The sequence below is a fragment of the Bacillus sp. HNG genome, from assembly GCF_003400205.1.
Lineage (GTDB): Bacteria > Bacillota > Bacilli > Bacillales > Bacillaceae_L > Ferdinandcohnia.
In genome coordinates this window covers 1-25794 of the sequence record NZ_QUQV01000025.1, presented here as the reverse complement: position 1 = coordinate 25794, position 25794 = coordinate 1, and the positions used below count along the sequence as shown (strand labels likewise).

General features: G+C 38.4%; 27 protein-coding genes. 12 read left to right on the top strand and 15 right to left on the bottom strand.

Features of this window, described 5'->3' with window-relative positions:
• Positions 1 to 10: 10 nt before the first annotated feature.
• Entirely contained in the window at positions 11 to 727 is a 717-nt protein-coding gene (locus DZB84_RS23150; protein WP_116354667.1) for a class I SAM-dependent methyltransferase, read from the top strand.
• Between the two features lie 117 nt (positions 728 to 844).
• Here DZB84_RS23150 and DZB84_RS23145 read toward each other — a convergent pair whose 3' ends face one another.
• Entirely contained in the window at positions 845 to 1108 is a 264-nt protein-coding gene (locus DZB84_RS23145; protein WP_116354666.1) for a phage holin family protein, read from the bottom strand.
• Between the two features lie 203 nt (positions 1109 to 1311).
• On the opposite strand from DZB84_RS23145, the gene DZB84_RS23140 reads away from it, so the two are divergent.
• Genes DZB84_RS23140 through DZB84_RS23130 form a run of 3 tightly spaced genes read left to right on the top strand, consistent with a single transcriptional unit; the run spans position 1312 to position 3768 of the window.
• The gene (locus DZB84_RS23140; protein WP_116354665.1) at positions 1312 to 2037 is read left to right on the top strand and encodes an ABC transporter ATP-binding protein; all 726 of its coding nucleotides are present in this window, start codon (positions 1312 to 1314) and stop codon (positions 2035 to 2037) included.
• Positions 2034 to 3095 carry an ABC transporter permease gene (locus tag DZB84_RS23135; RefSeq protein ID WP_116354664.1) on the top strand — a complete coding sequence of 354 codons (1062 nt, stop codon included), beginning with the start codon at positions 2034 to 2036 and terminating at the stop codon, positions 3093 to 3095. The genes DZB84_RS23140 and DZB84_RS23135 overlap by 4 nt, the downstream gene beginning before the upstream one ends.
• 19 nt (positions 3096 to 3114) lie before the next feature.
• On the top strand, positions 3115 to 3768 hold the full coding sequence (locus DZB84_RS23130; RefSeq protein WP_116354663.1) for a TetR/AcrR family transcriptional regulator: 654 nt from the start codon (positions 3115 to 3117) through the stop codon (positions 3766 to 3768).
• A 42-nt stretch (positions 3769 to 3810) separates the two neighbouring features.
• Here the strand turns inward: DZB84_RS23130 and DZB84_RS23125 are convergent, their stop codons facing one another.
• From DZB84_RS23125 to DZB84_RS23115, 3 genes are all read right to left on the bottom strand, one after another.
• Positions 3811 to 5016, bottom strand: a complete 1206-nt coding sequence (locus DZB84_RS23125) for an MFS transporter (protein WP_116354662.1) — start codon at positions 5014 to 5016, stop codon at positions 3811 to 3813.
• 13 nt (positions 5017 to 5029) lie between these two features.
• Positions 5030 to 5410, bottom strand: a complete 381-nt coding sequence (locus DZB84_RS23120) for a MarR family winged helix-turn-helix transcriptional regulator (RefSeq protein ID WP_309536140.1) — start codon at positions 5408 to 5410, stop codon at positions 5030 to 5032.
• Positions 5411 to 5607: 197 nt separating this feature from the next.
• Positions 5608 to 6783 (bottom strand): SLC45 family MFS transporter, encoded by a 1176-nt coding sequence (locus DZB84_RS23115; RefSeq protein ID WP_116354660.1) that lies wholly within the window; start codon positions 6781 to 6783, stop codon positions 5608 to 5610.
• 183 nt (positions 6784 to 6966) lie between these two features.
• Here DZB84_RS23115 and DZB84_RS23110 point away from each other — a divergent pair, with 183 nt between their 5' ends.
• Positions 6967 to 7746, top strand: coding sequence for a Cof-type HAD-IIB family hydrolase (locus DZB84_RS23110; protein WP_116354659.1), 780 nt, complete (start codon positions 6967 to 6969; stop codon positions 7744 to 7746).
• Positions 7747 to 7793: 47 nt separating this feature from the next.
• On the opposite strand, the gene DZB84_RS23105 is transcribed toward DZB84_RS23110, so the two are convergent.
• The 4 genes from DZB84_RS23105 to DZB84_RS23090 form a co-directional block, all read right to left on the bottom strand.
• Entirely contained in the window at positions 7794 to 8729 is a 936-nt protein-coding gene (locus DZB84_RS23105) for an aldo/keto reductase (protein ID WP_116354658.1), read from the bottom strand.
• Positions 8730 to 8747: 18 nt separating this feature from the next.
• The gene (locus DZB84_RS23100; RefSeq protein ID WP_116354657.1) at positions 8748 to 9101 is read right to left on the bottom strand and encodes a cupin domain-containing protein; all 354 of its coding nucleotides are present in this window, start codon (positions 9099 to 9101) and stop codon (positions 8748 to 8750) included.
• A 171-nt stretch (positions 9102 to 9272) separates the two neighbouring features.
• Complete coding sequence (gene lsrK / locus DZB84_RS23095; protein ID WP_116354656.1) at positions 9273 to 10841, bottom strand: autoinducer-2 kinase; 1569 nt, start codon at positions 10839 to 10841, stop codon at positions 9273 to 9275.
• 38 nt (positions 10842 to 10879) lie between these two features.
• The gene (locus DZB84_RS23090) at positions 10880 to 11797 is read right to left on the bottom strand and encodes a sugar-binding transcriptional regulator (RefSeq protein ID WP_116354655.1); all 918 of its coding nucleotides are present in this window, start codon (positions 11795 to 11797) and stop codon (positions 10880 to 10882) included.
• 310 nt (positions 11798 to 12107) lie between these two features.
• On the opposite strand from DZB84_RS23090, the gene DZB84_RS23085 reads away from it, so the two are divergent.
• The 7 genes from DZB84_RS23085 (at position 12108) to DZB84_RS23055 (ending at position 20453) form a co-directional block, all read left to right on the top strand.
• The gene (locus DZB84_RS23085; RefSeq protein ID WP_116354654.1) at positions 12108 to 13613 is read left to right on the top strand and encodes a sugar ABC transporter ATP-binding protein; all 1506 of its coding nucleotides are present in this window, start codon (positions 12108 to 12110) and stop codon (positions 13611 to 13613) included.
• Positions 13606 to 14607: an ABC transporter permease gene (locus tag DZB84_RS23080; protein ID WP_116354653.1), complete on the top strand. Its 1002-nt coding sequence runs from the start codon at positions 13606 to 13608 to the stop codon at positions 14605 to 14607. The genes DZB84_RS23085 and DZB84_RS23080 overlap by 8 nt, the downstream gene beginning before the upstream one ends.
• Positions 14608 to 14615: 8 nt before the next feature.
• Positions 14616 to 15623 (top strand): ABC transporter permease, encoded by a 1008-nt coding sequence (locus DZB84_RS23075; RefSeq protein ID WP_116354652.1) that lies wholly within the window; start codon positions 14616 to 14618, stop codon positions 15621 to 15623.
• Positions 15624 to 15666: 43 nt separating this feature from the next.
• The gene (lsrB, locus tag DZB84_RS23070) at positions 15667 to 16701 is read left to right on the top strand and encodes an autoinducer 2 ABC transporter substrate-binding protein LsrB (protein WP_116354685.1); all 1035 of its coding nucleotides are present in this window, start codon (positions 15667 to 15669) and stop codon (positions 16699 to 16701) included.
• A gap of 230 nt (positions 16702 to 16931) precedes the next feature.
• Positions 16932 to 17810, top strand: a complete 879-nt coding sequence (lsrF, locus tag DZB84_RS23065) for a 3-hydroxy-5-phosphonooxypentane-2,4-dione thiolase (protein WP_116354651.1) — start codon at positions 16932 to 16934, stop codon at positions 17808 to 17810.
• A 154-nt stretch (positions 17811 to 17964) separates the two neighbouring features.
• Positions 17965 to 19755: an oligoendopeptidase F gene (gene pepF, locus DZB84_RS23060; protein WP_116354650.1), complete on the top strand. Its 1791-nt coding sequence runs from the start codon at positions 17965 to 17967 to the stop codon at positions 19753 to 19755.
• 338 nt (positions 19756 to 20093) lie between these two features.
• A complete protein-coding gene (locus DZB84_RS23055; RefSeq protein ID WP_116354684.1) occupies positions 20094 to 20453 on the top strand; it encodes a YkvA family protein in 360 nt (119 codons plus the stop codon).
• 23 nt (positions 20454 to 20476) lie between these two features.
• Here the strand turns inward: DZB84_RS23055 and DZB84_RS23050 are convergent, their stop codons facing one another.
• The 7 genes from DZB84_RS23050 to DZB84_RS23020 form a co-directional block, all read right to left on the bottom strand.
• The gene (locus tag DZB84_RS23050) at positions 20477 to 20728 is read right to left on the bottom strand and encodes a LexA family protein (protein WP_116354649.1); all 252 of its coding nucleotides are present in this window, start codon (positions 20726 to 20728) and stop codon (positions 20477 to 20479) included.
• The gene (locus tag DZB84_RS23045; protein WP_116354648.1) at positions 20718 to 20945 is read right to left on the bottom strand and encodes a hypothetical protein; all 228 of its coding nucleotides are present in this window, start codon (positions 20943 to 20945) and stop codon (positions 20718 to 20720) included. Before DZB84_RS23045 ends, DZB84_RS23050 begins: the two co-directional genes overlap by 11 nt.
• A 605-nt stretch (positions 20946 to 21550) precedes the next feature.
• Positions 21551 to 22561: an NAD-dependent epimerase gene (locus DZB84_RS23040; RefSeq protein ID WP_116354647.1), complete on the bottom strand. Its 1011-nt coding sequence runs from the start codon at positions 22559 to 22561 to the stop codon at positions 21551 to 21553.
• Positions 22562 to 22567: 6 nt separating this feature from the next.
• The gene (locus DZB84_RS23035) at positions 22568 to 23728 is read right to left on the bottom strand and encodes a protein kinase family protein (protein WP_116354646.1); all 1161 of its coding nucleotides are present in this window, start codon (positions 23726 to 23728) and stop codon (positions 22568 to 22570) included.
• The gene (locus DZB84_RS23030) at positions 23725 to 24789 is read right to left on the bottom strand and encodes a glycosyltransferase (protein WP_116354645.1); all 1065 of its coding nucleotides are present in this window, start codon (positions 24787 to 24789) and stop codon (positions 23725 to 23727) included. Before DZB84_RS23030 ends, DZB84_RS23035 begins: the two co-directional genes overlap by 4 nt.
• Positions 24790 to 24926: 137 nt before the next feature.
• Complete coding sequence (locus DZB84_RS23025; protein ID WP_223254539.1) at positions 24927 to 25616, bottom strand: hypothetical protein; 690 nt, start codon at positions 25614 to 25616, stop codon at positions 24927 to 24929.
• A gap of 83 nt (positions 25617 to 25699) precedes the next feature.
• Positions 25700 to 25794: IS3 family transposase (locus tag DZB84_RS23020; protein WP_142759862.1), on the bottom strand; the 95-nt coding region annotated here is incomplete at its 5' end.

Below are 25794 nucleotides of genomic sequence, written 5' to 3'. Positions count from 1 at the left end.
GTGAATATAGATGAACTACACATATCTCGATAGTTTAGCCACATATGGAGTGGGGGGAGCTCACCCTGGAGGCTTACAGCTTACCGAACAGCTATTAGCAAGGGAAAAAGTGAATCGAAAATCAGCAATCCTTGATGTCGGCTGCGGGACCGGTCAAACAGCAGCATACATCTTTAGGCAATATCAGTGTCATGTAACCGCCTTGGATAACAATAAAGTGATGGTGGATAAGGCGACACAAAGATTTCGCTCCTTGCGCTTACCAATTAATGTCGTTAAAGGGCAGACTGAAAATTTGCCTTTTAAAAATGAGGCGTTTGATTTTATTCTCTCGGAGTCAGTAACAGCATTTACAAATATACCTGTAAGCCTTTCAGAGTATAAAAGGGTACTAAAGCCAAACGGTGTTCTATTAGCGATTGAAATGACAGCTGAACCACTTCCTTTTACAAAAAAAGAAAAACAGTTTATCTGTGATTTCTATGGTGTTTCCGATTTATTAACAGAGACAGAATGGCGTCAACATTTTCAGAAATCAGGCTTTCACCATGTGAAAATTGAAAAACACAAGCATCATTTCGTGCCACAGGACGTTATGTATGCAAATGATTTTATGCTTTCAAATCAAATACATGAAAAGCATCATGAGATACTTGAGCAGCATCAACAAATTGTAAGTAAATACAAGGATAAATTAAACTTTAGAGTATATAGGTGTACGGTCTAATACCTTTCACGAGAAAACGCTTGGAAAACCAAGCGTTATTTGTTTGAGGCGATTTATATTTATTACAATGAAAGGATATTCATTCGTTCATAAATGGAATAAATGCATGAAATGTTGTTACTTTTTCCCTTCCATTGCTTCTGCGGTTTGTTTCACCATTTGATGCCCAAATACAGCAACGCCAGCTGCAATTACTCCATTGAAGAAAGCTTCTGCAGTAAATCCAAAGAAAAAGGCACCACCCACTAATGAAACCCCTAATAAGATCCAAGTGATTGCCCAATTTGGAATAGTAGGCGTTTGTTTTAAGAAAAATCCAATGACCCATAACATAGGAACCAACATATAATAATTTTCATTTGAAAATTGTAGCAAGTCCATCGTTGTCACCTCCTTCAATGCATCGTATGAATGTGAAGAACAAAGTGCTTGTTCGTATATCCTACTTGTAAAAATATTTTGTGAGTGAATACTCACTTTTTTATTGACTTACATAAAATCTAGGGAGATAATGTGAGTAATCACTCACTTTTGTTATGCGAAAGTTCCCTAGTGGGGGATGAAGGTAAAAGGGAGGTAGTTTGATGACTAATACGGTGGAAATTGAAAAGGTTAGTAAAAGCTTTGGTAAAAAAGTTGTGTTAAACGAAATCGACCTTACCATCGAGGAAGGAACGATCTATGGATTTATTGGCCCTTCTGGAGCAGGTAAAACGACATTGGTGAAAATGATTGTTGGGATGGATTCGCCTGACGATGGATTCATTCAAGTGTTAGGAAAGAAAATGCCGAATTTAGAGTTGCTACAGGATATTGGCTATATGGCTCAATCCGATGCACTATATACAGAGCTAACGGGGAGGGAAAATCTCGCATTTTTTGCTTCACTTTATAAATTAAATCGACTCGAAACAAGAGAACGAATTGCGTATACAGCAAAACTCGTTAATCTAACAGAGGACCTAAATAAAAAAGTATCAGCCTATTCTGGTGGGATGAAACGCAGGTTATCACTAGCCATCGCCTTAATACAAAACCCGAAAGTACTCATTTTAGATGAACCAACTGTCGGAATTGACCCAGAGCTAAGGCTTACGATTTGGAATGAACTATTCCGCTTAAAAAAGGAAGAAGGCAAAACAATCATCGTTACGACTCATGTCATGGAAGAAGCAGAACGATGTGATTATATTGCGATGGTCCGTGATGGTCGAATTTTAACAAGAGGTACACCGACAGAATTGAAAGAAACATATCAAGCAAGTAATTTTGATGAAGTATTTTTACAAGCGGGGAGGGGGAGACAATGAGAACCATCGCCCTCATAAAAAGAATCTTTCAGCAGCTTCTTCGTGATAAGCGGACTTTAGCACTGTTATTTGTTGCGCCGCTTTTAGTCTTATCCCTTATGTACGTAATGTTTAATGGTGATTCGGTAGAACCTACATTAGGTGTCGTAGATGTTGATGAAAAAGTAGTCACAGCTTTAAAAGAGATAGATATTCAAACTGAGAAATTCAACCAATCAAGTAATCCTAAACAAACCATCCTCGATTACAAGCTTGATGGGTTACTTGCAATGGAAGACAACAAGGTCATTCTAACAGTAACAAACAGTGACCCGACTTCCGCAAAAGCCTTGCAAATGAAGGTAAATCAAGTATTTGCCGCACAGGCTCAGGAAAAATTGGCAAAACAGATACCTGCTATTGAGAACTTACCAAAAGTCGATTTAGAGATAAACTATGTGTACGGAAATAGTGATACGATATTTTTTGATGTGCTTAGTCCAATCCTGATTGGCTATTTTGTCTTCTTCTTTGTATTTCTCATTTCAGGCATTGGATTGTTAAAGGAGAGAACATCGGGAACCCTCGAGAGATTGATGGCGACACCTATCCGAAGGGGAGAGATTGTGACCGCCTATTTAGTTGGATTTGGAATATTCGCTATCATTCAAACAGTGATTATTGTGTTCTTTACCATTCATGTGTTAGATGTTGTACTAGTAGGCTCAATCTGGAATGTTATCCTTATTAATTTATTGCTTGCTTTAGTTGCTTTATCATTAGGCATTTTATTATCGGCATTTGCTGCCTCTGAATTTCAAATGATTCAATTTATACCGATTGTCATTATCCCACAAATATTCTTCTCTGGTATTTTCCCCCTTGAGGGAATGGCAGATTGGCTTCAGGCAATTGCAAAAGTCATGCCCATTTATTATGCAGCAGATGCATTAAAGGGAGTTATGTATCAAGGGTTAGGATTCGCCGATATCAGTCTGGACCTTTTGGCATTAGTCATATTCGCTACTGTATTTATCATATTAAATGTATTTGCGTTGAAAAGATACCGCGCATTGTAACGAAGGAAGTGAAAGGAATTTGTCTAAAGAAAATCTTTTAGATGCCATCATTGAACAAACAAAGTTATCCAAGAAACCAACTGAAAAACAACAAAAAATCGCCGAAACAGCCATTAAAATGTTTGCTGACAAAGGATATGCAAATACATCTACAAGCGAAATTGCAAAAGCGGCAGGGGTAGCTGAAGGAACCATTTTCCGTCATTATGGTACGAAGGATAATTTATTGCTTTCGGTGATCATTCCCTTTTTAAAAGAAGCTTTACCAGGTATGGCTGAGAAAGTATTTAAAGAGGTATTAACCGAAGATACTGTTCATTTTGAAGATTTTTTAAGAAGGATTATCAAAAACAGGATGGAATTTATCAGTGAAAATCAAGAAATCTTTCGAATTATCGTCAAGGAATTATTATATAGTGAAGAACTAAGAAAGGAATTTCTTCCGTATTTCTCTGCTAATGTTATGAGACGTGCTGCACATGCATTCGAACTTTTTAAAAACCGTGGTGAAATAAAGGACCTACCTACAGATGCCCTTTTAAAAATGTTTATGACAACATTTGGTGGTTTTCTCGTTACGAATTTTGTTCTTTCACCCTCTCAAGACACGCTGGATATCGAACAAGAAACAGAAAACCTTGTCCGTTTTGTCATGGATGGAATCCGAAACTAAAAAGAAGCGATGCCCTATAAATCCGCGGGGCATCGCTTCTTTTTACATGGACATAGAAGTTGTTGGATTTTTTCGACTGGAAGTCTCTTTCTTTCCATGCATGAAAAAATAAAGGACTATACTCATCAAAGCAACCATGCTTAAAATGGAATACAACTTGCTGTAGCCGGTTAACGGAACGAGAAAACCTAATAAATATGGACCAAAACCAAGCCCAGCATCTAAAAAGATATAGAAAGTTGATGTCGCAAGTCCCATGCGATGTGCGGGAGTTAACTTGATCGCGACAGCCTGAGTACATGATTGCATATTCCCAAAACCAAGCCCAATAAGCGCACCAGATATAAGAAGTGTGACGCTATTATGAGCGATACTTAAAAGAAACATTCCGATTGCAAGGATAATAAAGGCCGGATACATGACATAGTTTGCTCCCTTTATATCCATTAAGCGTCCAGTGAAAGGACGTGAAATAAGAACCGCAATTGAATAGACAAGGAAGAAAAAGCTTGCCGCTGTTACTAAATCAATTTCAATCGCATAAAAATTGATGAATGAAAGAACACTTGCATAACAAAGTGAAATTGCAAATGTAACAAATGCAATTGGAAGTGCCTTTGGTTCCACGTAATTAGCAATCGAGAACCCTGTTTTCTCTTGATTTTGATTTGTTTGGTTTTCAATTGGTGGTACATACAAAATGAAAGAAGTGAGTAGCCCTATAACGCCAATCGCAAGACATAAACTGAAGATAACCTGGTAGCTCGTATGCTGAGACATAAATAAACCAATAAATGGACCGATTGCTGTTGCTAATGTCGCACTCATACTAAAGTAACCAATTCCTTCACCTCTGCGTTTAGGTGGAATGATTTGCGCAACGATTGTACCTGTTGCGGTGCTTGCGATACCGAGTGTAATCCCATGAATGAAGCGATTGATAAGAAGAAAAGTGATTCCGGCATGAACGAAGTATAAGAAGGTCGTGATGATAAATAAAACTAAACCAATAAATAATGTCTTTTTTCGACCAATCAGATCGATATATCGTCCGATAAATAGGCGGCCGATTAGTGTTCCGACGATAAAGATTCCGGTGACAAGTCCCGCCTGACTCGTAGAAGCACCATATTCATCGACTGCATAAACCGCAATGATGACAACTAATAAGTAAAAAATAAATGTTAAGAAAAAATTGATGGAGGAAACGATAATAAAATCCTTCGTCCACAGTTTTTGATTATCCAAGTTGTAACTCCCCTTACTTTATAAGATTGTTGCGAATTGCCTTCATAACATGTACAGCTTCAAGTAGTTCCTTCTCAGAAACACCCTTTATGATTTCTTTTTCAAATTCATCAACCGTTTTCCGGACGTCTTGATAAACTTTTTTACCTAGAACAGTAAGCTGCATTCTCTTTTCTCGCTTGTCCTTCCCGGGAATGTGCTCCACATATCCAAGTTCTTCTAAACGATTAATGGTTCTTGTAACCGTTGGCTTTTCAACGCCAAGATAATTAGAAATTTCCACTAGAGTGGGAGAACCAAAATTTACAATATAGTAAAGAATGGACCATTGCGCCCGATAAAGCTGATGTTTACTAAGCTCAACATTCAGCTGACTTTCAAAAGGACGGTACAATTGCGTTAGTTGTTGGAAGAATAATTGAAATGTCTCGATGGGAGTTCACTCCTTTTTGGAAAAATAGTTATCGAGGGTAACCATTTGATAATAGTAACAGAAATCCTTGTAATAGTCTATGGTAAAAACAATGAAAGAGTAAAAAAGGCGTTGAAAAACTGTTTCCAGTTTACACGCCCATTCATGTCGCTAATGCACTAAGAGCTAAGAACATGATTTTCATGCTCTTTCACTCTGCTAATAAAAAACAATGCAACCAATAGGCTGCCAGCTGCAGCTAAAAACAACACACTAAACCCAAACAGGTCAATTAAATAACCTAGAGCCGGTGGGGATGTAATAGCTGCCAGTGAGGAAACCAAATAATACAGCCCCGTTCTCGTTCCAAAGCTTTTTTCACTTCCAGTAGAAACAATAAAGGGGTATGCGTTAATATTAACAAAAGCCCAAAAGATGCCACCTAAAAATAAAATCGCTCTTAAATAAAACACCGATACAACCCAATTCAACAGCAAAAATGCAACAATTAATCCGATAACTCCTATTACAATTACGTTTTTCTTACCAATTTTTGCACCCAGTAGACCGCTCGGAATCGCGGAAATGACAAAGCTTAATGAAAAAAATGTTAACGAAAACGCTGAGGCACTTTTGGAGAGGCCTAATTCGTTCACTCCATATAAGGTAAATAAAGCCTCCATTCCCTGGATCGCTATAAACCAAAAAAAGATCGCAGCTAATAGATAAAGAGTAGAAGAGTTCAATTCTTCCTTGTAATTGATTTTCGGGACAGTTGTTTCTGTATAAGAAAGGGAATCACGGTGCTCTTTGATATGTTTAAACACGATCCATAAAGTGATTAAAAAGATGATGGAAACGGCGATAAAAGGAAGGGTCTCATCAACGCTAAATAAATACGATCCGATACTAAACGCTAAAATTGCCCCACAGCCACCCATAAAATTGATGATTCCATTCGCATTTGTTCGTTTATGTTCAGGAGTGATATCTGGCATTAACGCAATGGTCGGGGAACGGAACACCGCCATTGACAAGTTCATGCATAGCATGAAGATGAGTAAGGAAACTAAGCCTGTGTGAAGGGGAATCAGTGTATAGAAAAGGGCTGCTAGTGGAACTCCAATAAGTAAATAAGGCATCCTGCGCCCAAAACGGGTCCGAGTTCGGTCACTTAGCTGACCAATATATGGCTGTAAAAAGAGAGCGATATAATTATCGATGGTCATTAGAAACCCAATTAAAGCCGTACTCGTAATAAAGTTATCCAGAAAAAAAGGAACAAAACCATTATATAAAGACCACCCAAGACTAATGCTAAAAAAGCCAAACCCTAACAGCCATGTTTTTCTCATTTGCGCTCTCCTTGATGTGAAATAAAAACAGTAGTACTAATTTATGCGTGGGAGTAGTACTTTTTGCATGTTTTATATTTGCAAATACAAAGGGTGTTTCATTTGTTTAAAGCATGAAAATATTGTATCGTATGTGTTATATGTGAATGCAGACAAAAGTAAAACAGAAAGTAGGAATTTGAAGTGAAAGAACGAAGTCTTATTTTTTTTGACATAGATGGAACTCTCTTGAATCATAAAAAACAGCTACCAGCCTCAACAAAGGAAGCCATTTTTAAACTAAAGGAACTTGGACATGAAGTTGCCATTGCTACAGGTCGCGCTCCATTTATGTTCGAAGACCTGCGCGAGGAGCTCGGAATCGGAACGTACGTTAGCTACAACGGTCAATACGTCGTGTTAAACGGAGAAGAAATCTTCACAAATCCATTGAACGAAGAAGCTCTTTTACAGCTAACAGAAACAGCACTTGCCAATAATCATCCTATTGTCTATATGGATCACGAGGACATGAAAGCAAATGTTCCGGAACATGAATTTATTACGGAGAGCATTGCAACGTTAAAAATTAAAAGCTTTCCTACATATGATCCAAAGTATTATGAAGGACGTAAATTGTTCCAATCGCTTCTATTTGTCCAAGAAGGAGAAGAAGGGCAGTACGAAGAAGGGTTTAAGGACTTTGACTTTGTGCGCTGGCACCCGGTTTCTGTTGACGTCCTCCCAAGTGGCGGTTCAAAAGCAAAAGGAATTGAAAAGCTTGTTGAGAAATTAGGAATCCCTGAAGAACGAGTATATGCCTTTGGTGACGGATTAAATGATCTTGAAATGCTCACCACGGTCCACAATAGTGTGGCCATGGGCAATGGGGTTGACGAAGTTAAGGAAGTTGCCAAATATGTAACGAAGTCTGTTGAAGAAGACGGCATTTTACACGGATTAAAAATGGTAGGGTTGTTATAAAAAAGGAAGAGCGAAAGCTGACTAGTACGTGGCTTTCGCTCTTTTTATTAGGAATTAAAAATCATATCGATTTCTTGAATTTCATTAGGCGTTAATTTTATGTCCAAAGCTTTAAGATTACTTAAGATTTGTTCGGGTCTTTTTGCACCTGGAATCACAGAATCAATTCCATCTTGTGTTAGATACCAAGCAAGAACAAGATGAGCCATTTCTACATTTTTGGATTCGGAAATACTTCGTAATTGCTCTACCTTTTCAAGATTCTGAATGTATGATTCCTCTTTAAAATAAGGTAATCTTGCACGAAGATCAGTGAATGTGGAGTCCTTAGAAAACTTACCAGTTAGTAATCCTGCAGCTAGGGGATAAAATTGAATAAAGGAAATATGGTTTTCAATTGAGTAGGGAATAATGTCATCTTCTAATTTTCGATCTAATAGATGATAGCCACCCTGATACACATCTACGTAACCGTCTATATTGGCTTCTTGAAGTTGATCTATTGAAAAGTTTGACACACCGATTACTCTGATTTTGCCTTCATCTTTAAGTTCTTTTAAAGCCCCGACCGCTTCAGCTTTTGGCGTTGTTTTGTCAGGTTTATGAATATAGTAAATATCAATATAATCTGTTTTTAGTCGCTTTAGGCTTTCTTCAACCTCTTGCTTTAAAAAAGAAGGGGAATTATCAAAGTGTAGTTTATGATTAATTAGTTTAGGGCCGCCCTTTGTTGCAATGATGACATCCGATCGATTTTTCATCTCACTGACGACTTCACCAATTAATTCTTCTGACCTCCCAAATCCATAACTATATGCCGTGTCTATAAAATTTATATTATGATGGAATGCCGTTCTAACTAAATCCTTCCCAACTTCATCATTCAGGTTGGAGTAAATATTATGACCACCAATTGCATTTGCCCCTAACCCGATTGGATTCACGTAAAGATCGGTTTTTCCTAATGGAACTTGTTTCATCATATTTAGCATCCCCTTATTTTATTTCGAAGGCTTGTAATCAACATCAACTTTATCTTTTTCCTGGTAGGGGGAGAGCATAAAGGCAGCTTTAAAATCCGTTTCTCCTTTATTCACAAGATAATGGACTTTTTTCGGCTCGACATGGATAAAGTCCCCTTTTTTACAATAGAAAACCTCGCTATCAATATGGATTTCTAATTCCCCTTCAAGAACAAAGAAATTTTCCTCCATTATATTATGGAAATGAGCGGGGAAGTCTTGACCGGGTCTTAAAGCGACGATACCGAAGTTCATCCTTGGACCCCTTTGAAGATATTTTGGACCGCTATCACCAAATCTGTATTCTCTTTCGTTCTCATTAATAACTGTCATTGCTATCACTCCAAGTCGTTTATTTTTAGCTTTATTCAGCAGAAGCTGAATAAAGTTAAAGCCTCCGGCGGATGCCACGATTTTTTAAAGGAAATTTTTCAAGCAATATGTTCAAAGACTAAGTACGCTACTTCCTGTGGGCCTAAAAATCGGGCGCAAATTCGCCAAGGCTCATTTGATTCCTGGTGCTATCCACATATGGTCGGTTAAACCGGAATCGGCTAATTCAAGCTGGTGCTTGTAAATGTCTTTCCACTTTCGATAGAGGCGATCATACACTTCACTATTTTCTTGATTAGGTAAATAGGTTTTTTCGAAATGAATGACTTTCACTATCGCATCATTAAAATCCGTATAAACCTTCGCACCTACTCCCGCACAGATAGCGGCACCTAGTGCGGTGGATTCTCTAACAACAGGAACCTTGATAGGTTTATTTAATACATCAGATACAATTTGACACCACAACTCACTTTTCGAAGCACCTCCTGCAAAAATAATCGAATCAGGTGATGTTTTTGTTATTTCGTTAACCAGTTCAATATTCCCCTTTGTTACAAAAGCTGCATTTTCCATGATGGCTCTATAAAAGCTTGCTTTATTAAACTTCTCGGAATCTAGTTTAAAATTAATAAAACCAGGAGCAGCATGCTTCCAAGACTTGTAGTTCATTTGATCTGAAAAAGTGCAGAGCACCCCATAGCTTCCGGGAGGTATGTTTTGTGCTCGTTTTTCCATCTGGGCATAAATACTTTCACCCGTTTTAATTTGAATTGCCTTCTCAAGTTCACAAAAGCTATCTCTAAACCATCTCATGACTAAGCCTGGAAAAAAGGCAATGGCCTCGTACTGCCAAGTAGCTGGTACAGCATGGCAATTGATTCGAACCCTGCATTCGTCATCGATTTTGACATGATTGGTCGTATATTCGTATTGCCAGAAGCTACCTCCAAAAACAGCAGCATCTCCTTCATTAATTACACCAACGCCAATACAACCAAGCTGTGCATCCCCACCACCAGCAACAACAAGTGTTTGCGGGTTTAATCCTGTAAGCGTTGCCATTTCTTTTGTTACGGTTCCAATTACTGTACCGCTTTCATAAACGATTGGAAAAATATCATTTCTTAAGTTAACTTTCTCAGCTATGGTAGTGTCCCATAACCTATTTTTCAGGTCAAAAAGACCCGTGGTACAGCCGTTTGAGGGCTCAACTGAAATAATATTTGTGAGGCGATAGGTGATCCAGTCATTAAGCATGGTGACGTATTTTATTTTTTCATAGGTATCAGGGAGATTATTTTTAACCCAAAGGATCCTAGGGATGGCACCTAAGGAAAATGTCTGACCAGAGAGTTTATAAATCTCAGATTCTAGTGATTCACTTTGGCTATATAGGTTAGAAACTTCATGATTTGAACGTGAATCAACATTTGCACATGCCCATAGTTCTTTACCTTCTACATCGTATAAAACAATTGCTTCTCTCATGCTTGTCGTAGATATAGCAAGAATATCATTTGGGTCAATGTTACTTTTGTCGATGGTTTCCTTGATAAGTCCAGTGATTATCCTGAAATTTTTATGGATATCAAAATCCATGGATCCTGGATATCTCTCATCCTCATGATGTGTCCATTCAGCCTGTGAAACACATACCTCTTGACCAGATGTGTCAAATAAGATTACCCTCGCGCTGCCAGTTCCAGCATCGATTGCCATTAGGAACTTCCCCCTCATCCCTAGTTTCCCCCTTAATTTTTAATGGTACAAACTCCCTAAATCAAACCTTGTGCAACAGCCTCATCAGTAATTAGTACATCAATATATCCTCCTTTGAGCGCACCAATAATGGCGTCCTTTTTTTCAAGGCCACCAGCAACAGCTACAACATGATTTAGGGATTTAAGTACGTCAATTTCAGTACTAATAAGTTGTTTATGAAAATCTAAATCTAAAACATTTCCATTGATGTCGTAAAACTGGCATAATAAATCGCCAACCGCACCCTTTGATTTTAAGATTTCAAAGTCATTTGTGTTGAAAAAGCCTTCTTTAATTAATGTGGCTCGCTCATTTAGAGCGCCAATTCCGATTACTGTTAAATTTGTATACGGAATCATATCTAAGATTTTGCTAACTGATTGTTCCTTAAGTAAATGCTCTGCAATATTTTTAGAGGATACAATTAAGGGGGAAGGAACAATGTAATGATTGTAATTAGGGTTTGTATAATAGTCAGATCTTGTATCGATAGCTGTAGGCATGTAGAATTTGACTCCGCCAGAAAGGGAAACAAATGTCACCTTGTATTTGGTAGAGATACGGAGATGTCCTAATGTTCTTGATACAGCTTCCCCGTAACCAATACTTATCATCATGTCACTAGTAATTCGATCTTCTATATATCGGGCAGCGGCTATCGTTAAACTTTCAACATTATTTTGATTTGAAGTAGGCACGATGATGATGTCTTTTAAATGATATTTTTCCTTAATCTTATTTTGAAGTCCAAGAGTATCAATCTCTTCTAAGTTAATTTTAAATTGAATCACATTATTTGTTTTTGCTTTTTCAAGGTATTTAATAACTTTCATTCTTGATAAATGAAGAGCCTCTGAAATCTCATTTTGCGTTAAACCTTCAATGTAATATTGCCACGCGATTTTAACAATTAAGTCATTTTCATAGTTCATTGTGATCACTCTTCTTAACTATATTTTTGGTTTATACAAATTATTCATATGCCAACAAATGTTTAAAAATGATACAAACCTAATAACCAAGTTAAAATTCTGTAGGTATAAACATTTACAGAAAAATCCTTTTATTAATATGCGAATAATCTCAAGACTAGGAATATATATGTAATAAAAAAGTTCTAGCGGATATAAAATTTTAATAATTATGAAAATGAATAAAATGATTGTGGATTAATAAAATGTTTAAAAACCTATAAATAGAAAGCGATTACATAAATAGAAAGAGATGATGGGGGGGCTTTTTATGGATGTGAAAAAACAGTTGGTAAGATTCGATGATATTCATAAGACTTTTAATCAAAATGAAGTCCTTAAGGGTGTCTCTCTAGAAATTCATGAATCAGAAGTAATCTCGATTATCGGTGGAAATGGTGCAGGGAAGAGTACATTGATGAAGATTCTTACAGGAGTTTATAAAGCCGATAGTGGCAGTATTGAGGTAAATGGAGAGAAAGTGCTTCAGTTTAATCCATCGATTGCTCATGAAAAGGGAATCTATTTAGTACCGCAAGAACCACTATTATTCCCAAATATGACAGTTGAGCAAAATCTCACAATTGGATTAAGTAGGAAAAAAATAGAGGTAAGAGATCAGGCAAAAAAGTTAATTCAGCAACTAGGCTGGGATTTGGAGTTGACCAGATTAGCAATTTCATTATCGATTGCTGAGCAGCAACAAGTAGAAATCATAAAAGGTCTGTTAAGGAATGCAAAAGTTCTTATTTTAGATGAGCCTACATCTTCCTTAACGTTCGCAGAGACTAAAAGCTTATTTATGTTAATTGAAAAGCTAAAAGCCGAGGGCGTCGGAATTTTTTATATTACACATCGGCTTGATGAAGTTTTTCAAATATCAACACATGCTGTAATTTTACGAGACGGTAAAGTGACATTAAAAGGGGACATTCAAGACTTTACAAAAGAAATGTTAATCAATGGATTGTTACCTATAGATAGTAAACGTAGTGGAAGTGAAGGATATAAAAAGAATTTTGTTAATCGAGACAAAGTAGAACCAATTCTGAAGGTCCAAAACATATGTGGTGACGGTTTTAAGAATATAAGCTTCGAGATTTTCAAAGGAGAGGTAGTTGGCCTTGCCGGACTCGTTGGGGCAGGTAGAACGGAAATCGCTGAGGCTATATATGGAATTAATAAAATAAGTAGTGGGAAGGTTTATTTGAATGGAAAGGATATTACGGATTTACATGTGGGTAGGACGATTGACAGTGGCTTAGCCTATATTCCAGAGGATCGATTTTTAAATGGGACTTTTTCAATTAGTTCAGTAAGTAGTAATGTCACAGCACAAGTAATAAAAAATCAAGGTTTTTTCCTAAATGAAAAATTAGAAGAAGAAATTACAAATGAATATGTAAACAAGTTGAGTATTAAAATAAGCAACCAACATGAGGAAATTAAATCATTATCCGGAGGAAATCAACAAAAAGTAATCATTGCAAGGATTTTATCAACGAATCCACAGCTTATCATAATGGATGAGCCCACTAGGGGAATTGATGCAGCAGCAAGAAGTGATATTTATTCCATTATCACACAACTAAAAGAACAGGGATATTCAATTTTGTTGATTTCGTCAGATTTAGAAGAAATTGAAAGAATTAGTGATCGTATTTATGCCATTTACCGCGGAACGTGTAAACACTGTCTAGGATTCGATGAGATTAACGCTGCAAATGTAATGAGCGCTGCTTTTGGAACATACAAAGGAAGTGATAGGCATGTCTAAAATCATTGTCCTCACAAAACAAAGGGAATTTAGAACCATTCTCTTCTTAATCATTATTTTTTTACTGGTAGGTCTAGTAAACTCAGACTTTCTCGCTATGGAAAATATATTGAACACTGTGAAAAATAGTTTGCTATATATTGTCCTTGCTGTTGGATTGACTCTCGTTCTATTAACTGGAGAAATTGATATCTCGATTGGCGGTACATTGGGACTTAGTGCTGCAGTAGGCGGTGTTATTGTGAGGGATGGGGGAAGTATTTTCCTTGCAATCCTAATAGCCATTTGCATTGGAGCCATTATTGGCTTAATCAATGGGATAGGTGTTACAAAACTAAAAATCTCTTCATTCATTATGACATTAGGTATGCTGGAAATTGTGAGAGTTGTACAAGTGATTTATACAGACGGAAAATGGATTGAAAATCTTCCTGCTAATTTTAAACACATTTCACAAATCAATATAGCAGGAATGAACTTATTAGGGATTATTGTAATTTTAGCGGTTATAACCCTACATCTATACTTGTCAAATAGCAGGAAAGGAAGGTATTTCGCTGCTATTGGTGATAATGAGGATGGGGCAATATTAATGGGAATACCCGTAAAAAGGTATAAAGTCATTTCATTTGTCATTTCCGGAATCTCAGCCAGTTTAGCTGGGCTCATATTTGCTAGTCAGGTTGGTTTTATTTCAACTACTGCAGGATTAGGGATTGAAATGACTGTCATCGCAGCTGCTGTTCTGGGTGGAGTCTCCTTAAGCGGTGGTATAGGTTCTGTCATTGGTGCGGCAATTGGTGCCATTATTATGAGTTCGATCAATTCAGCTCTTGTATTTTTAAAAGTTCCAGCGTTTTGGAATGCTACAATCTCGGGATCACTATTGATCTTCATCGTGGTAGTGGATGTACTCATTTTCCGTAGAGCTAACAAGAGGGCAAAAAAGGAAAGACTAAATGCAAGAGTCCTTACCTTGACAAAGGAGGTGTGAAGCCCGGGATGCTGAAAAAAATACCGAAGTGGAATCTGGTGCTTTTAGTAACGTTAATAGGTGAAATTATTATCTTTGGTTTAATTAACCCAAGGTTTTGGAATATACATGTTCTTTTAAATAGTTTTAATGATTTTGTTGGGATTGCTATCATTGCCTTTTTCGTGACATTTGTCGTAATTACAGGTGGCATCGATATTTCTGGTGGCTCTATTATTGGGTTAACCTCAGTAGTAACGGGAATTCTAGCACAATTTGTTGGAATGAATATTTGGCTTGCAGCCCTTCTTGCAGTACTAGTTGGTGGGCTTTGTGGTTTACTAAATGGCGTTCTCATTGCATATGCCAAAGTTCAAGCTATGGTTATCACGCTAGGCGGAATGCTCTTGTATAGCGGAGTTGCAATTGTATTAGTGGGTTTATCTGGAGCAAGCACTTATGAAGGAATTTCCGGATATACCCAAGGATTTATCAATTTAGCAAATGGAAGAGTTCTTGGCATACCACATTCCGTTATCTTATTTGTTGTAATGCTTGTGATTGCATACATTCTTCTGCACAGAACGAGATACGGGAGATACATCTATTTAACTGGAATTAATCAAAACGCTGCAGATTACTCTGGTATTGATACTAGAAAAATTATGACTAGTACATATATTCTATCAGGGTTAAGCGCAGGTGTTGCTGGAGTTATTTTAACTTCATATTTAGGCAGCTCAAGAGCAGACTTTGGTGCGGAGTATTTAATGCCCATATTGACAGCTGTTGTGCTAGGAGGAACATTAATAACTGGAGGTAAAGGGGGTGTTATAGGCACTGCACTTGCAAGCATAGTTGTTGGTTTCTTAAAGCTAGGATTGCAAATGGGAGGAGTCCAAACACAATATATAGGCTTAGCTACAGGATTGCTTTTAATCACTTCGGTTGCATTCTTAGGTGTTCCGGGTTTCAAGTCCAAGTTTAAAAGGTTCTTAACGATTAAAAAGGACAAAGGGGGAAATCTACTTGCGTAAATCAACGTTTTTTAAACTATTAACTGGAGTGACTCTTTTAACAATGTTATTAGCAGCCTGTAGCGGAAAAGACGCGGGAAACAGTGCAGATAATGGTTCCAGCGGAGAAAAAAATGCAGAAGATATTGAAGTAGTCTTTATTCCAAAGATGACTGGGAATGCATTTTTTGAATCAGGTAATGACGGAGCACAAGAAATGGCCGAAAAGATTGGATTTAAGGTTAAATATGATGGAGCGCCAGAGGGAACGGTTGCAAATCAGGTGCAAATTATAAATAGTGCGGTAAATAGTGGTGCAGATGCAATTGCGATATCATCTGTTACCTCTGATGGCTTAAATCAAGCTCTACAAAAGGCGTTAGATGCAGGAATTAAAGTCGTTACCTGGGATTCCGATGTTGACCCAAAATATCGAACTGCCTATATAAACCAAGGGACACCTGACATACTTGGTGCAATGCTTGTTGACATGGCAGCAAGCCAACTTGAAAATCCAGATGATGCACAACAGGTAGCCTGGTTCTATTCAAGTCCGACTGTACCAGATCAAAATTCATGGGTGGATTATGCAAATAAATATATAAAAGAAAAATATCCAAAATGGGAAGTTGTAACAACGCAATTTGGTGAAGGCAATGAACAAAAATCCCTTCAAGTCGGAGAGAGTATTCTAGATTCATATCCTGACATCGATATCATTATTTGTCCTGATTCAACTGCTCTTCCTGCAATGGCTCAGGCGGCTCAAAATAAAGGACTAAATAAAGATGATGTAATTATTACTGGATTTGCTTCTCCAAATTCAATGAGACAATATATTGAAAATGATACGATTGAAAACCATGGGTTATGGGATGTAAAAGACCAAGGCGCCCTTGCAGTATATATTGCATACTATTTAGCTCAGGGAAATGAACTAAAAGTAGGTGACACTGTTGAAGTTCCGGAACTAGGGGAGGTAAAAGTAGAGCCAAATACTGTTCAAGGCTATGAGTACGAAGCAGAAGACTCTGGAATCATTGTATTACCTGAAAGAATCGTATTTACCAAAGATAATACAGGAGATTACGATTTCTAATCTAATCTGTACGCAATTTCGCTAGTCTTTTTCGAAAGATAAAGAAGTATTAATACGTAGTTTTCGATGTCTAGCTCTAGGCGCAATCGGCTCTCTGGTCTAGGCTAATCGCTTCGGAAGGTTAGAAGCGCCTTCTGGTTACGCTCGTCTTATGCTTGTCGCCTAAGGCTGCGCGCCTTGCGCCTTTCTTAATAGATTATAGAAATATGGTAAGGAGAGGAAGAACAAAAATGGCAGATGCAATGGGGAACAAAGCAGCAAAGAAGTTTTTAGAGGATACTCCTTTTGTCAATACTGGTAACTTTCATGTAAAGGGAGCCGCTAATTTAGATTGGGGGATGAAGGATCGATTGTCCAGAATATTCAATCCCAAAAGTCAGAAGACAGTCATGTTAGCTTTTGACCATGGATATTTTATGGGACCGACATCTGGCTTAGAAAGATTAGATATTCTGATTCCAAAACTAGCGAACCATGCTGATTGCTTAATGGGAACTAGAGGGGCAATTAGAAGTAGTGTGCCTCCAACCTTTAATAAATCAATTGCATTAAGGGCATCATCAGGTTCAAGTGTATTACAGGATGACCTAAGTCATGAATCAATGGTTGTTGATATTGAGGATGCCATTCGAATGAATGCAAGTGCGATAGCTATCCAAACCTTTATCGGGGCTGATGGGCAAAAAGAAACAATTGAACAATTAAATAAAGCAGTCAATCTAGGAACAAGGTATTCGATTCCGACCATGGGTGTTGTTGCTGTTGGTAAAGAGATGGAGCGTACAACTCAATTCTTCCTCTTAGCAACTAGAATGTTAGCAGAATTTGGTGTGCAAATAGTCAAAACCTATTATTGTGATGATTTTGAAAAGGTAGCCTCCGCTTGTCCGGTTCCACTAGTCGTTGCGGGCGGAAAGAAGGTTCCAGAAAAAGACGCACTCTCCTTGGCCTACAATTCCATACAGGGTGGGGCGGCTGGAGTTGATATGGGACGAAACATCTTCCAATCCGATTACCCTGAAGAAATGATTCAGGCTGTTGGGAAGGTTGTGCATGAAGGATATACGGATAAAGAAGCATATGAGTTTTTCTTAGATGTAACGAATTAATAATGCTATTTTGCTAGAAATCATGCTTCTGCCTGGATAATGGTAGAAGCTTTTTTTGTTTTCCTGATAAAATTTTAACTTTTTTGATTAATACGTTATAATTTGAATATATATTTCGATTAACGAAGCATTTATCAAAAGGGGGAAATTTAAAATGGCATTATTACGATCAGAGGTACCAGTCGAACAAACGTGGAACCTAGAAGATTTATTTGAAACAGAGGAAGCATGGGAGAAGGAACTTGCGTCAGTCCAATTGGACATCCAAACCGTCACGCAATACAAGGGACGTGTTGGTGAAACAGCAAAAACCTTGTTTGACTGTCTAGTGACAAAGGATGCTCTGCAGGAAAGAGTGATGCGAGTCGTGAGCTATGCCGACCTCCATATGTCGGTTGATGGAACGAACTCCGTTTATCAGGCAAACGCAGCCAGAGCAGCATCGTTACTTTCAAATGTGAGAGCTAGTCTTTCATTTATAAAATCAGAATTGCTTACATTAGACGCAGAAACGATTCGTACATACGTAAAAGAAGAAAAAGGGTTGGAGGAATTCCAGAAAACGTTAGCAGATATCCTTGAGGCAAAGGAACATACTCTATCACCAGATGCTGAGGAAGTATTAGCTGCTTTTGGTGAGGTCATGGATTCTCCATATATGATTTATCAAAGAAGTAAAACGTCCGATATGCAGTTTTCGGCATTTACGACGGATGATGGGGTCGAACATCCACTCACCTTTAATTCATTCCCAAAATATGAGGACTCAGCGAATACGGAGTTGCGTCGTAAGGCATCCGCGGCTTTTGCTAAAACATTGGAGAAATATAAAAACACTTATGCGGCTACATATGCTACAGAGGTGAAGAAGCAGGTAATTGAAGCTCGTTTACGGGGGTTTGAGTCTGTAACAGAGATGCTACTTGACGAACAACAGGTTACAAAGGAAATGTACCATAATCAGCTGATGACAATTCAAACTGAATTATCACCGCATATGCGTCGCCTTGCAAAATTAAAGCAACGCGTATTAGGGCTCGAGAAAATGTACTATAGTGATTTAAAGGCACCGCTTGATCCAGATTTCGACCCTGAGGTCACGTATGATGAGGCTTCAAAGCTAGTTCTTGATGCCTTACAGGTGATGGGACCGGAATATATTGAAATCATGGAGGAAGGAATTCATAACCGCTGGGTTGACCTAGCTGATAACGTTGGAAAGCGATCTGGTGCGTTTTGCTCAAGCCCGTATGGCGCCCATCCGTACATTTTAATGACATGGAATAATTCAATGCGTAATACATTTACCCTTGCTCATGAACTGGGACATGCTGGGCACTTTGTATTAGCGGGGCGCAATCAACGAATTTCAAACACACGTCTTTCTCGATATTTTATCGAGGCGCCATCGACAATGAATGAGATGCTGTTAAGTAGACATATTCTGTCTCAGTCAAATGATGATCGCATGAAACGCTGGGTGATTTTACAATCGTTAGGCACCTACTACCACAATTTTGTAACACATATTCTTGAAGGTGAACTGCAGCGACGTGTGTATGAGTTAGCACATAATGGTACCCCAATTACGGCCAACATTCTCTGTGAACAAAAAACAGAGTTACTTTCTGCATTCTGGGGAGAAGAAGTCGAAATGGATGATCTAGCTGCACTAACATGGATGCGTCAGCCACATTATTACATGGGATTATATCCGTATACGTATTCCGCTGGGCTAACCGCTTCAACAGCAGCCTCCCAAATGATTCAAGAGGAAGGCCAGCCTGCAGTAGATCGTTGGCTATCTGCATTAAAAGCGGGCGGAACACTAAAACCACTACAGTTAATGAAACTTGCTGGAGTAGACATGTCAACACCAGAGCCAATTAAAAAGGCTGTAGCTTATGTTGGTTCATTGGTGGATGAGCTTGAAAAATGCTTTTAAATTAATTGAGCAGAAGTCAGCTACTTCTGCTAAATTAACTCAAAGCCTCCGGCGGCTGCCACAGATTTCAAAGGAATCTCTTCGAGCAAAAGATCAAAGACTAAGAACGACACATCCTGTGACAACGTCTTTGTGACCCACATCATGTGGGCCTAATAAAATCTGGGCGCAAATACGCCAAAGCGTATTTGATTGATTTTCACGTGTAAAAATGGAATCGCAACATATCCTAAGTAAAGTGAAATTTCATGATTGTCCAATGATTCATTTGTTTGCCTATGTAGTACAATAGTAGTAAAAGATGCAGAACAATAAAATGGGGGATTCACATGGACGAAATGGAAAAGCATTATTCGGATGAAAAGTTTTGGGAAAAACTTAAAAAATTTGCTCTAAGAGCAGGTCATTCTGTGGTATATACGGCACTTTTGCTTTACTATGTGCTACAAAAGCCTAATCTACCTGCAAAAGCAAGAGTGACGATTCTTGCTGCTTTGGGCTATTTTATTTTTCCGGTTGACCTCATTCCAGACCTCGCTGTAGGTATTGGTTTTACAGATGATCTTGGGGCTTTAGGTGTTGCGCTTTTCCAAGTAGCCATGCATATTGATGAAGATGTCAAAGCAAGGGCTAAAGCAAAGCTGGTTGACTGGTTTGGCGATGATGTCGATACCTCAGATGTAGATGAAAAACTTTAGAATATGTTAGAGAAAGATCTACCCTATTTTGCCTGGGGTAGTTCTTTTAGTAAGGTGATGGAACGTGGTGTTTTCGGTTCATAATGTAGCATCCCTTTTTCCTTGAGTCGATCAAGATATGCTTTGATTGTGCTTGTTGAGCTTACAGATGTACAAAGTCTTGAAAGCTCACGCATCGTCGGAGCTTTGTGGTGTTTCCTCATATATTTTACAACTTGTTCATATATTTCTTGTTCTGTATGTTCCATCCTCATTTGTAGTGTTCTAATTTGCAAATTTCACAACTCCTTTGTTCCTTGGTACGGCTGCTGATAAAATGCTATCTATTTTAAAGGTTCTTTTTTTATTACGAAGCAAGCAAAAAGCTTTAATTGTGGTATCCTGGATTTCTAAAACCTGAATGTTCCGCTGTGTAAGAATGCCATTTTGAGACATATAGATGATTTCGATAGGTGTGTGTTGAAGTAGGGCACGATGTAAAATCCCGCGCATGTAATCATCTCCTTTTTTATATTATATACGAACGTATATTCTATTATCAACAAAAATAAGAACGTTTATTCGTATATTTTGTTAAGAGTTTTTTTGAACAAGCCTGATATAGTCGTTTAGTAGTTTTGCGGTACAAGCTGGAGGGGGAGAACACGTAAGCACGTCCTGCAAGAGTGGTTTTGCGGTACAAGCTTGAAGGGAAAAACGCGTAAGCATGTCCCGCAAGAGTGTTTTTGCGGTACAAGCTCGAGGGGAGAACGCGTAAGCATGTCCCGCAAGAAGGGTTTTGCGGTACAAGCTAGAGGGGGAGAACGCGTAAGCATGTCCCGCAAGAGTGTTTTTGCGGTACAAGCTCGAGGGAAAAACGCGTAAGCATGTCCCGCAAGAGTGTTTTTGCGGTACAAGCTGGATGGGAAAAACGCGTAAGCATGTCCCGCAAGAGTGTTTTTGCGGTACAAGCTCGAGGGAAAAACGCGTAAGCATGTCCCGCAAGAGTGTTTTTGCGGTACAAGCTGGATGGGAAAAACGCGTAAGCATGTCCCACACAAGAGTGACCTCACGAAAACACCCGCCTCCCAACAGGAGGCGGGTCGCAAAATACAAACCTATGTCCACCGATAATATTCTTTAAACCAGTTCACAAACTTAGTAAGTCCTTCTTCGATTGAAACCTTTGGTTGAAATCCAATCGCTTCATGCAAATCAGTAATATCAGCGTAAGTTTCTTTGACATCCCCACGCTGCATCGGATACAACTGGATGTAGGCTTGTTTTCCAATTGCATTTTCCAAGGTCCTAATGAAATTAATTAGGCTAACTGGACTGTTATTGCCGATATTATAAATTTTATAGGGGGCGTTGCTTGAGCTAGGATCTGGATCCAATGGTTCCCAGCCAGAGTTTTTAGATGGTGGGTGGTCGAGTAAACCAATAATCCCATCCACAATATCATCAATATACGTAAAATCCCTCCGCATGTCACCATTATTAAAGACTTTGATAGGTCTGCCTTCTAAAATATCTTGTGTAAACAAATAATAGGCCATATCTGGGCGTCCCCACGGTCCATAAACAGTAAAAAAACGGAGACCGGTAATAGGTATATTAAAAAGGTGGCTATAGGAATGGGCCATGAGTTCATTGGATTTTTTCGTTGCAGCATATAAGCTAACCGGATGGTCAACAGAGTCTTTAGTTGAAAACGGAATGCTCGCGTTTGCCCCGTATACCGAGCTTGAGGATGCAAACAGTAGATGTTCAACAGGATGATGTCGACAGGCTTCTAAAATATTTAGAAAGCCTACTAGATTTGAATGGACATATACTTGCGGATGATTGAGGCTGTAACGAACGCCGGCTTGGGCCGCAAGGTTAATCACAATATTGATTTTCTCTCTTATAAACAGCTCGTGAAGTTTCTCAGATTCTGCCAAATCCAGATGATAGAATATGAAATTATTATGTTGTCTTAGCTGAAGGAGGCGTTCCTTTTTTAAGCGAACATCATAGTAGTTGTTGAGATTGTCAACACCGATGACATGATATCCCTTTGCGAGTAGACGTGTTGATAAGTGATAGCCAATAAAGCCTGCAGCACCAGTTACTAGAATGCTCATAATTCTCTAACATTCCTTTGTTAAAGGAATGGGGGTTTTGGTCCATTCATGATATGTTTTTGAATCTAGCCTTTTCACCTGCTCTAAAAACGCCTCAAGAAATCCTCTTTCATGTAAATCTTGAAATAACTCGAGTGGCCGATCTTGGTCACGCGTAAATGAATACACATGATCAACCATTTTAAAGCCATTCTTTGTAATAATAATATGGCGCAGTGGTGCATCAATTTGCTTGAAGCCTTCCCTTTTCTGTTGCGTGAGGATATCTAATAGGTTTCTCGTAACCTCTTCTGGAAGCTTGGTTTGTTTTTTTAGATACGTATTTAGATCTGGTCCAGATAAATATTCCATCACAACATAATTTTTTTCTGCCTCGTGTACCTTTGGAATGAAGGATAAATGCTGGCAAGATATTAAAACATCTTGTTCTTGTTGAGCATGTGTGATTTTTCCATAAACTTTTACGCAGCGGTCTTCTGATATTCGATATACAGCGCCCTGATGCCCTTTTCCAATCAATAACTGTGAAAAAGAGCTATCGACCTCCACAACATCACCGCGATTGGGTTGTATGAGCATTTTCTTAAAGCTTATTTTTTTATGAAAATAACTGTCCCACTCTTTATAAGTGTCGGGTGCTAGCTTTTGGACCTGCATGAGAAAGGAATCCTTCAAGAGGAGTAATTTTAAATCGCGAATCAATTTAATAGGCACTGGATGATCTCGTTTAAATGCATTCACATGGTCGACTACCTTCAATTCATTGTTTACGACGAAAATATGGCGTAGGGGGGCGTCTACCATTGAAAATTTCGATTCTTTAAACCCTTCTAGCATCTGTAATAGTTTCTTCGTGATTTCTTCGGGCATGAACATGCTTCCAAGAAGATAGTCTTTTAAGCAAGGGCCATTCAAGTATTCCATCACCACATAATTTTCTCCTGTTTCATAAACCTTTGGCATGAATGGGTTCTTTTTGGCGGATTTAAAAGCCTCTTGTTCCATTTTGGCTTTATCAGGGTCTACAAAAATTTTTACACATGTATTATCGGAGAGCTTAAAGACAGCTCCTTGAGCACCTTTTCCAATGAGAGGGTATGAGGTAGGATTGTGGATTTCTAGCGATTTTTCGGGTTTTGTTACAGTTATTGAAGTAAAATCATTCATTTTGATCCTCCTAACAGTTCATCATAGAAGCGGGCTTGTTGTTTAAGTTGGGTAGTTAGTTCGAAATTTTGCTCTACTTTTTGTCGTGCAGCAGTTACGAAGGGGAGCCAGAGTGATTGGTTAGTTAACATGTGTTCTAGTGCAAGTGCAAGTTCATCGATATCGTTTTCTGGTACTAAGAAACCATCTACATTATGTGTCACCAGTTCTGGAATGCCCGCATGGGTCGTTGAGATAACGGGTACCCCTGTTGCCATTGCTTCTTTTACTGTATTAGGTATTCCTTCAACGTCTCCATTAGCAGCGGTTAGACTTGCCGCGCAAAAGAGGTCTGCCTTCTTCATGTGTTCATGTACTTGTGCTTTTGGTAGATGTTGTAGCAATCGAAAGGAATCACCTAGATTTAATTTGGATGCCAAATGTTTGAGGTCATCTTCCAACGGTCCACGACCGATAAGTGTTAGAGTTGCTTTTGGGAATGATTTACGGATTTTAGCAAAGGCTTGGAGCAAAACATGATGCCCCTTTTTTTCTACTAATCTTCCAATCGAGAGTATATTTTGTGTACCGGTGATGTCAGGTGATCGAAATTGAAATTGGTTTAGGTCCACCCCTCCATATAGCACTCTGATTTTTTCTTCAGGGCAGCCCCATTCAATCATTTTCTCGGCTAAAAAATGGCATACAGGGAATAATATTTCCGTTTGCTTAAAAAGCAATTTCATATGATCTAAATAGGTAAAATGCTGGTCTGCCAAGGTTCCATCACGCCCTCGAATACTTGTGACCATGGGTAAGCCTGTTTTTTCCTTAAAGGGAAGCAAAAGAATTCCTAGTTGTCCGTGATGAGCGTGAATAAGCTTTATTTTTTGTTTTTTTACAAACTTCTTAGGCGATTCAATTTCATTTAAATAGTAAACCTTATCATTTAAGAGGGACATATCCACCATATATTTCGGCTGTCTAACTACATGAATATAATCATAGTCAGGCACGTTTCGGATTTGTGGAATGTATTGGGTTGGGTCTACACGTAAGTTTAAGTGCATAGCAGTGGGCAAAACTATCGACTCCTTTCCGTTTGCGGTAGTCTTTTCCATTACTTTATGCACATTTGTACATAGTGTTTGGACAAAATCCCAGATTAAGAGGGTACAAATGTGGAAATAAAAAAACACCAGGTGAAAAGCCTGGTGAGTTACGGTTTTGTTGTCATGTTTGGAGCTGAGTGTTGTGTGGACTCTGCAATTCTTTTTCCTTGGACACCACCCGTTTCCAGCAAATGAATGATTTTTTCAAGATGCTCTTCTTTTTCAACAACAACGAAATTGACCAATGGAAAAAATCCTTTTACCTTAATCGTTAGCTTGTAGCTAAAATTCATTCGGTCATTAATGCCGTACAAATCATGCCAACGCACAATTCGTTCAACCTCATATTCCTTGACTCGGCTATAAGAAAAATATCGTCCTTGCAGGATAATGCCCTTTGGTAATATAAAAAGATTCCCGCGGTGGCGAATAGCACTGATGATGACAAAAAAGAGATAGGCCATTGAGAAGAAGGAGGAACCTAAAAAATCGGTTGTAAGAATGACTATTAGTAATCCTAAAAGGACCACGATTGCAACAACGGTTCCCCATTTGACAAATTTATAAGATCTAGTTGATTTAGAAAGTGGTTCCATTTCTTTATATTCGGTTGGAATAAGGATCCCTCGAAATTCCTCTTCTGTTTGTGGAAAAAGAGCTTCTTTTGAAAGATCGACAGCCTTTTTGATGCTCATTCTATACTGTATTAAATAATATACCCCTAGTATGTAAACAATGGTGAAAAAAATATTGAGAAACAAGCTATCACCTACCCTTAATTGAACATTAAATTCCATCTCTATTTTTTCATAAAAAGGATCAATTGAAAAGGAAAAAAGACCACAACGTGTGCTGAACCCTAAAAGTTAGACCAAAATATTTATGCAGCTTGTTGACTGGTATGAAGACGGTATTCCACCGGGCTCATACCAGTCAATTTTGCTTTTATCCGTTCATTGTTATAGTAAAAAATAT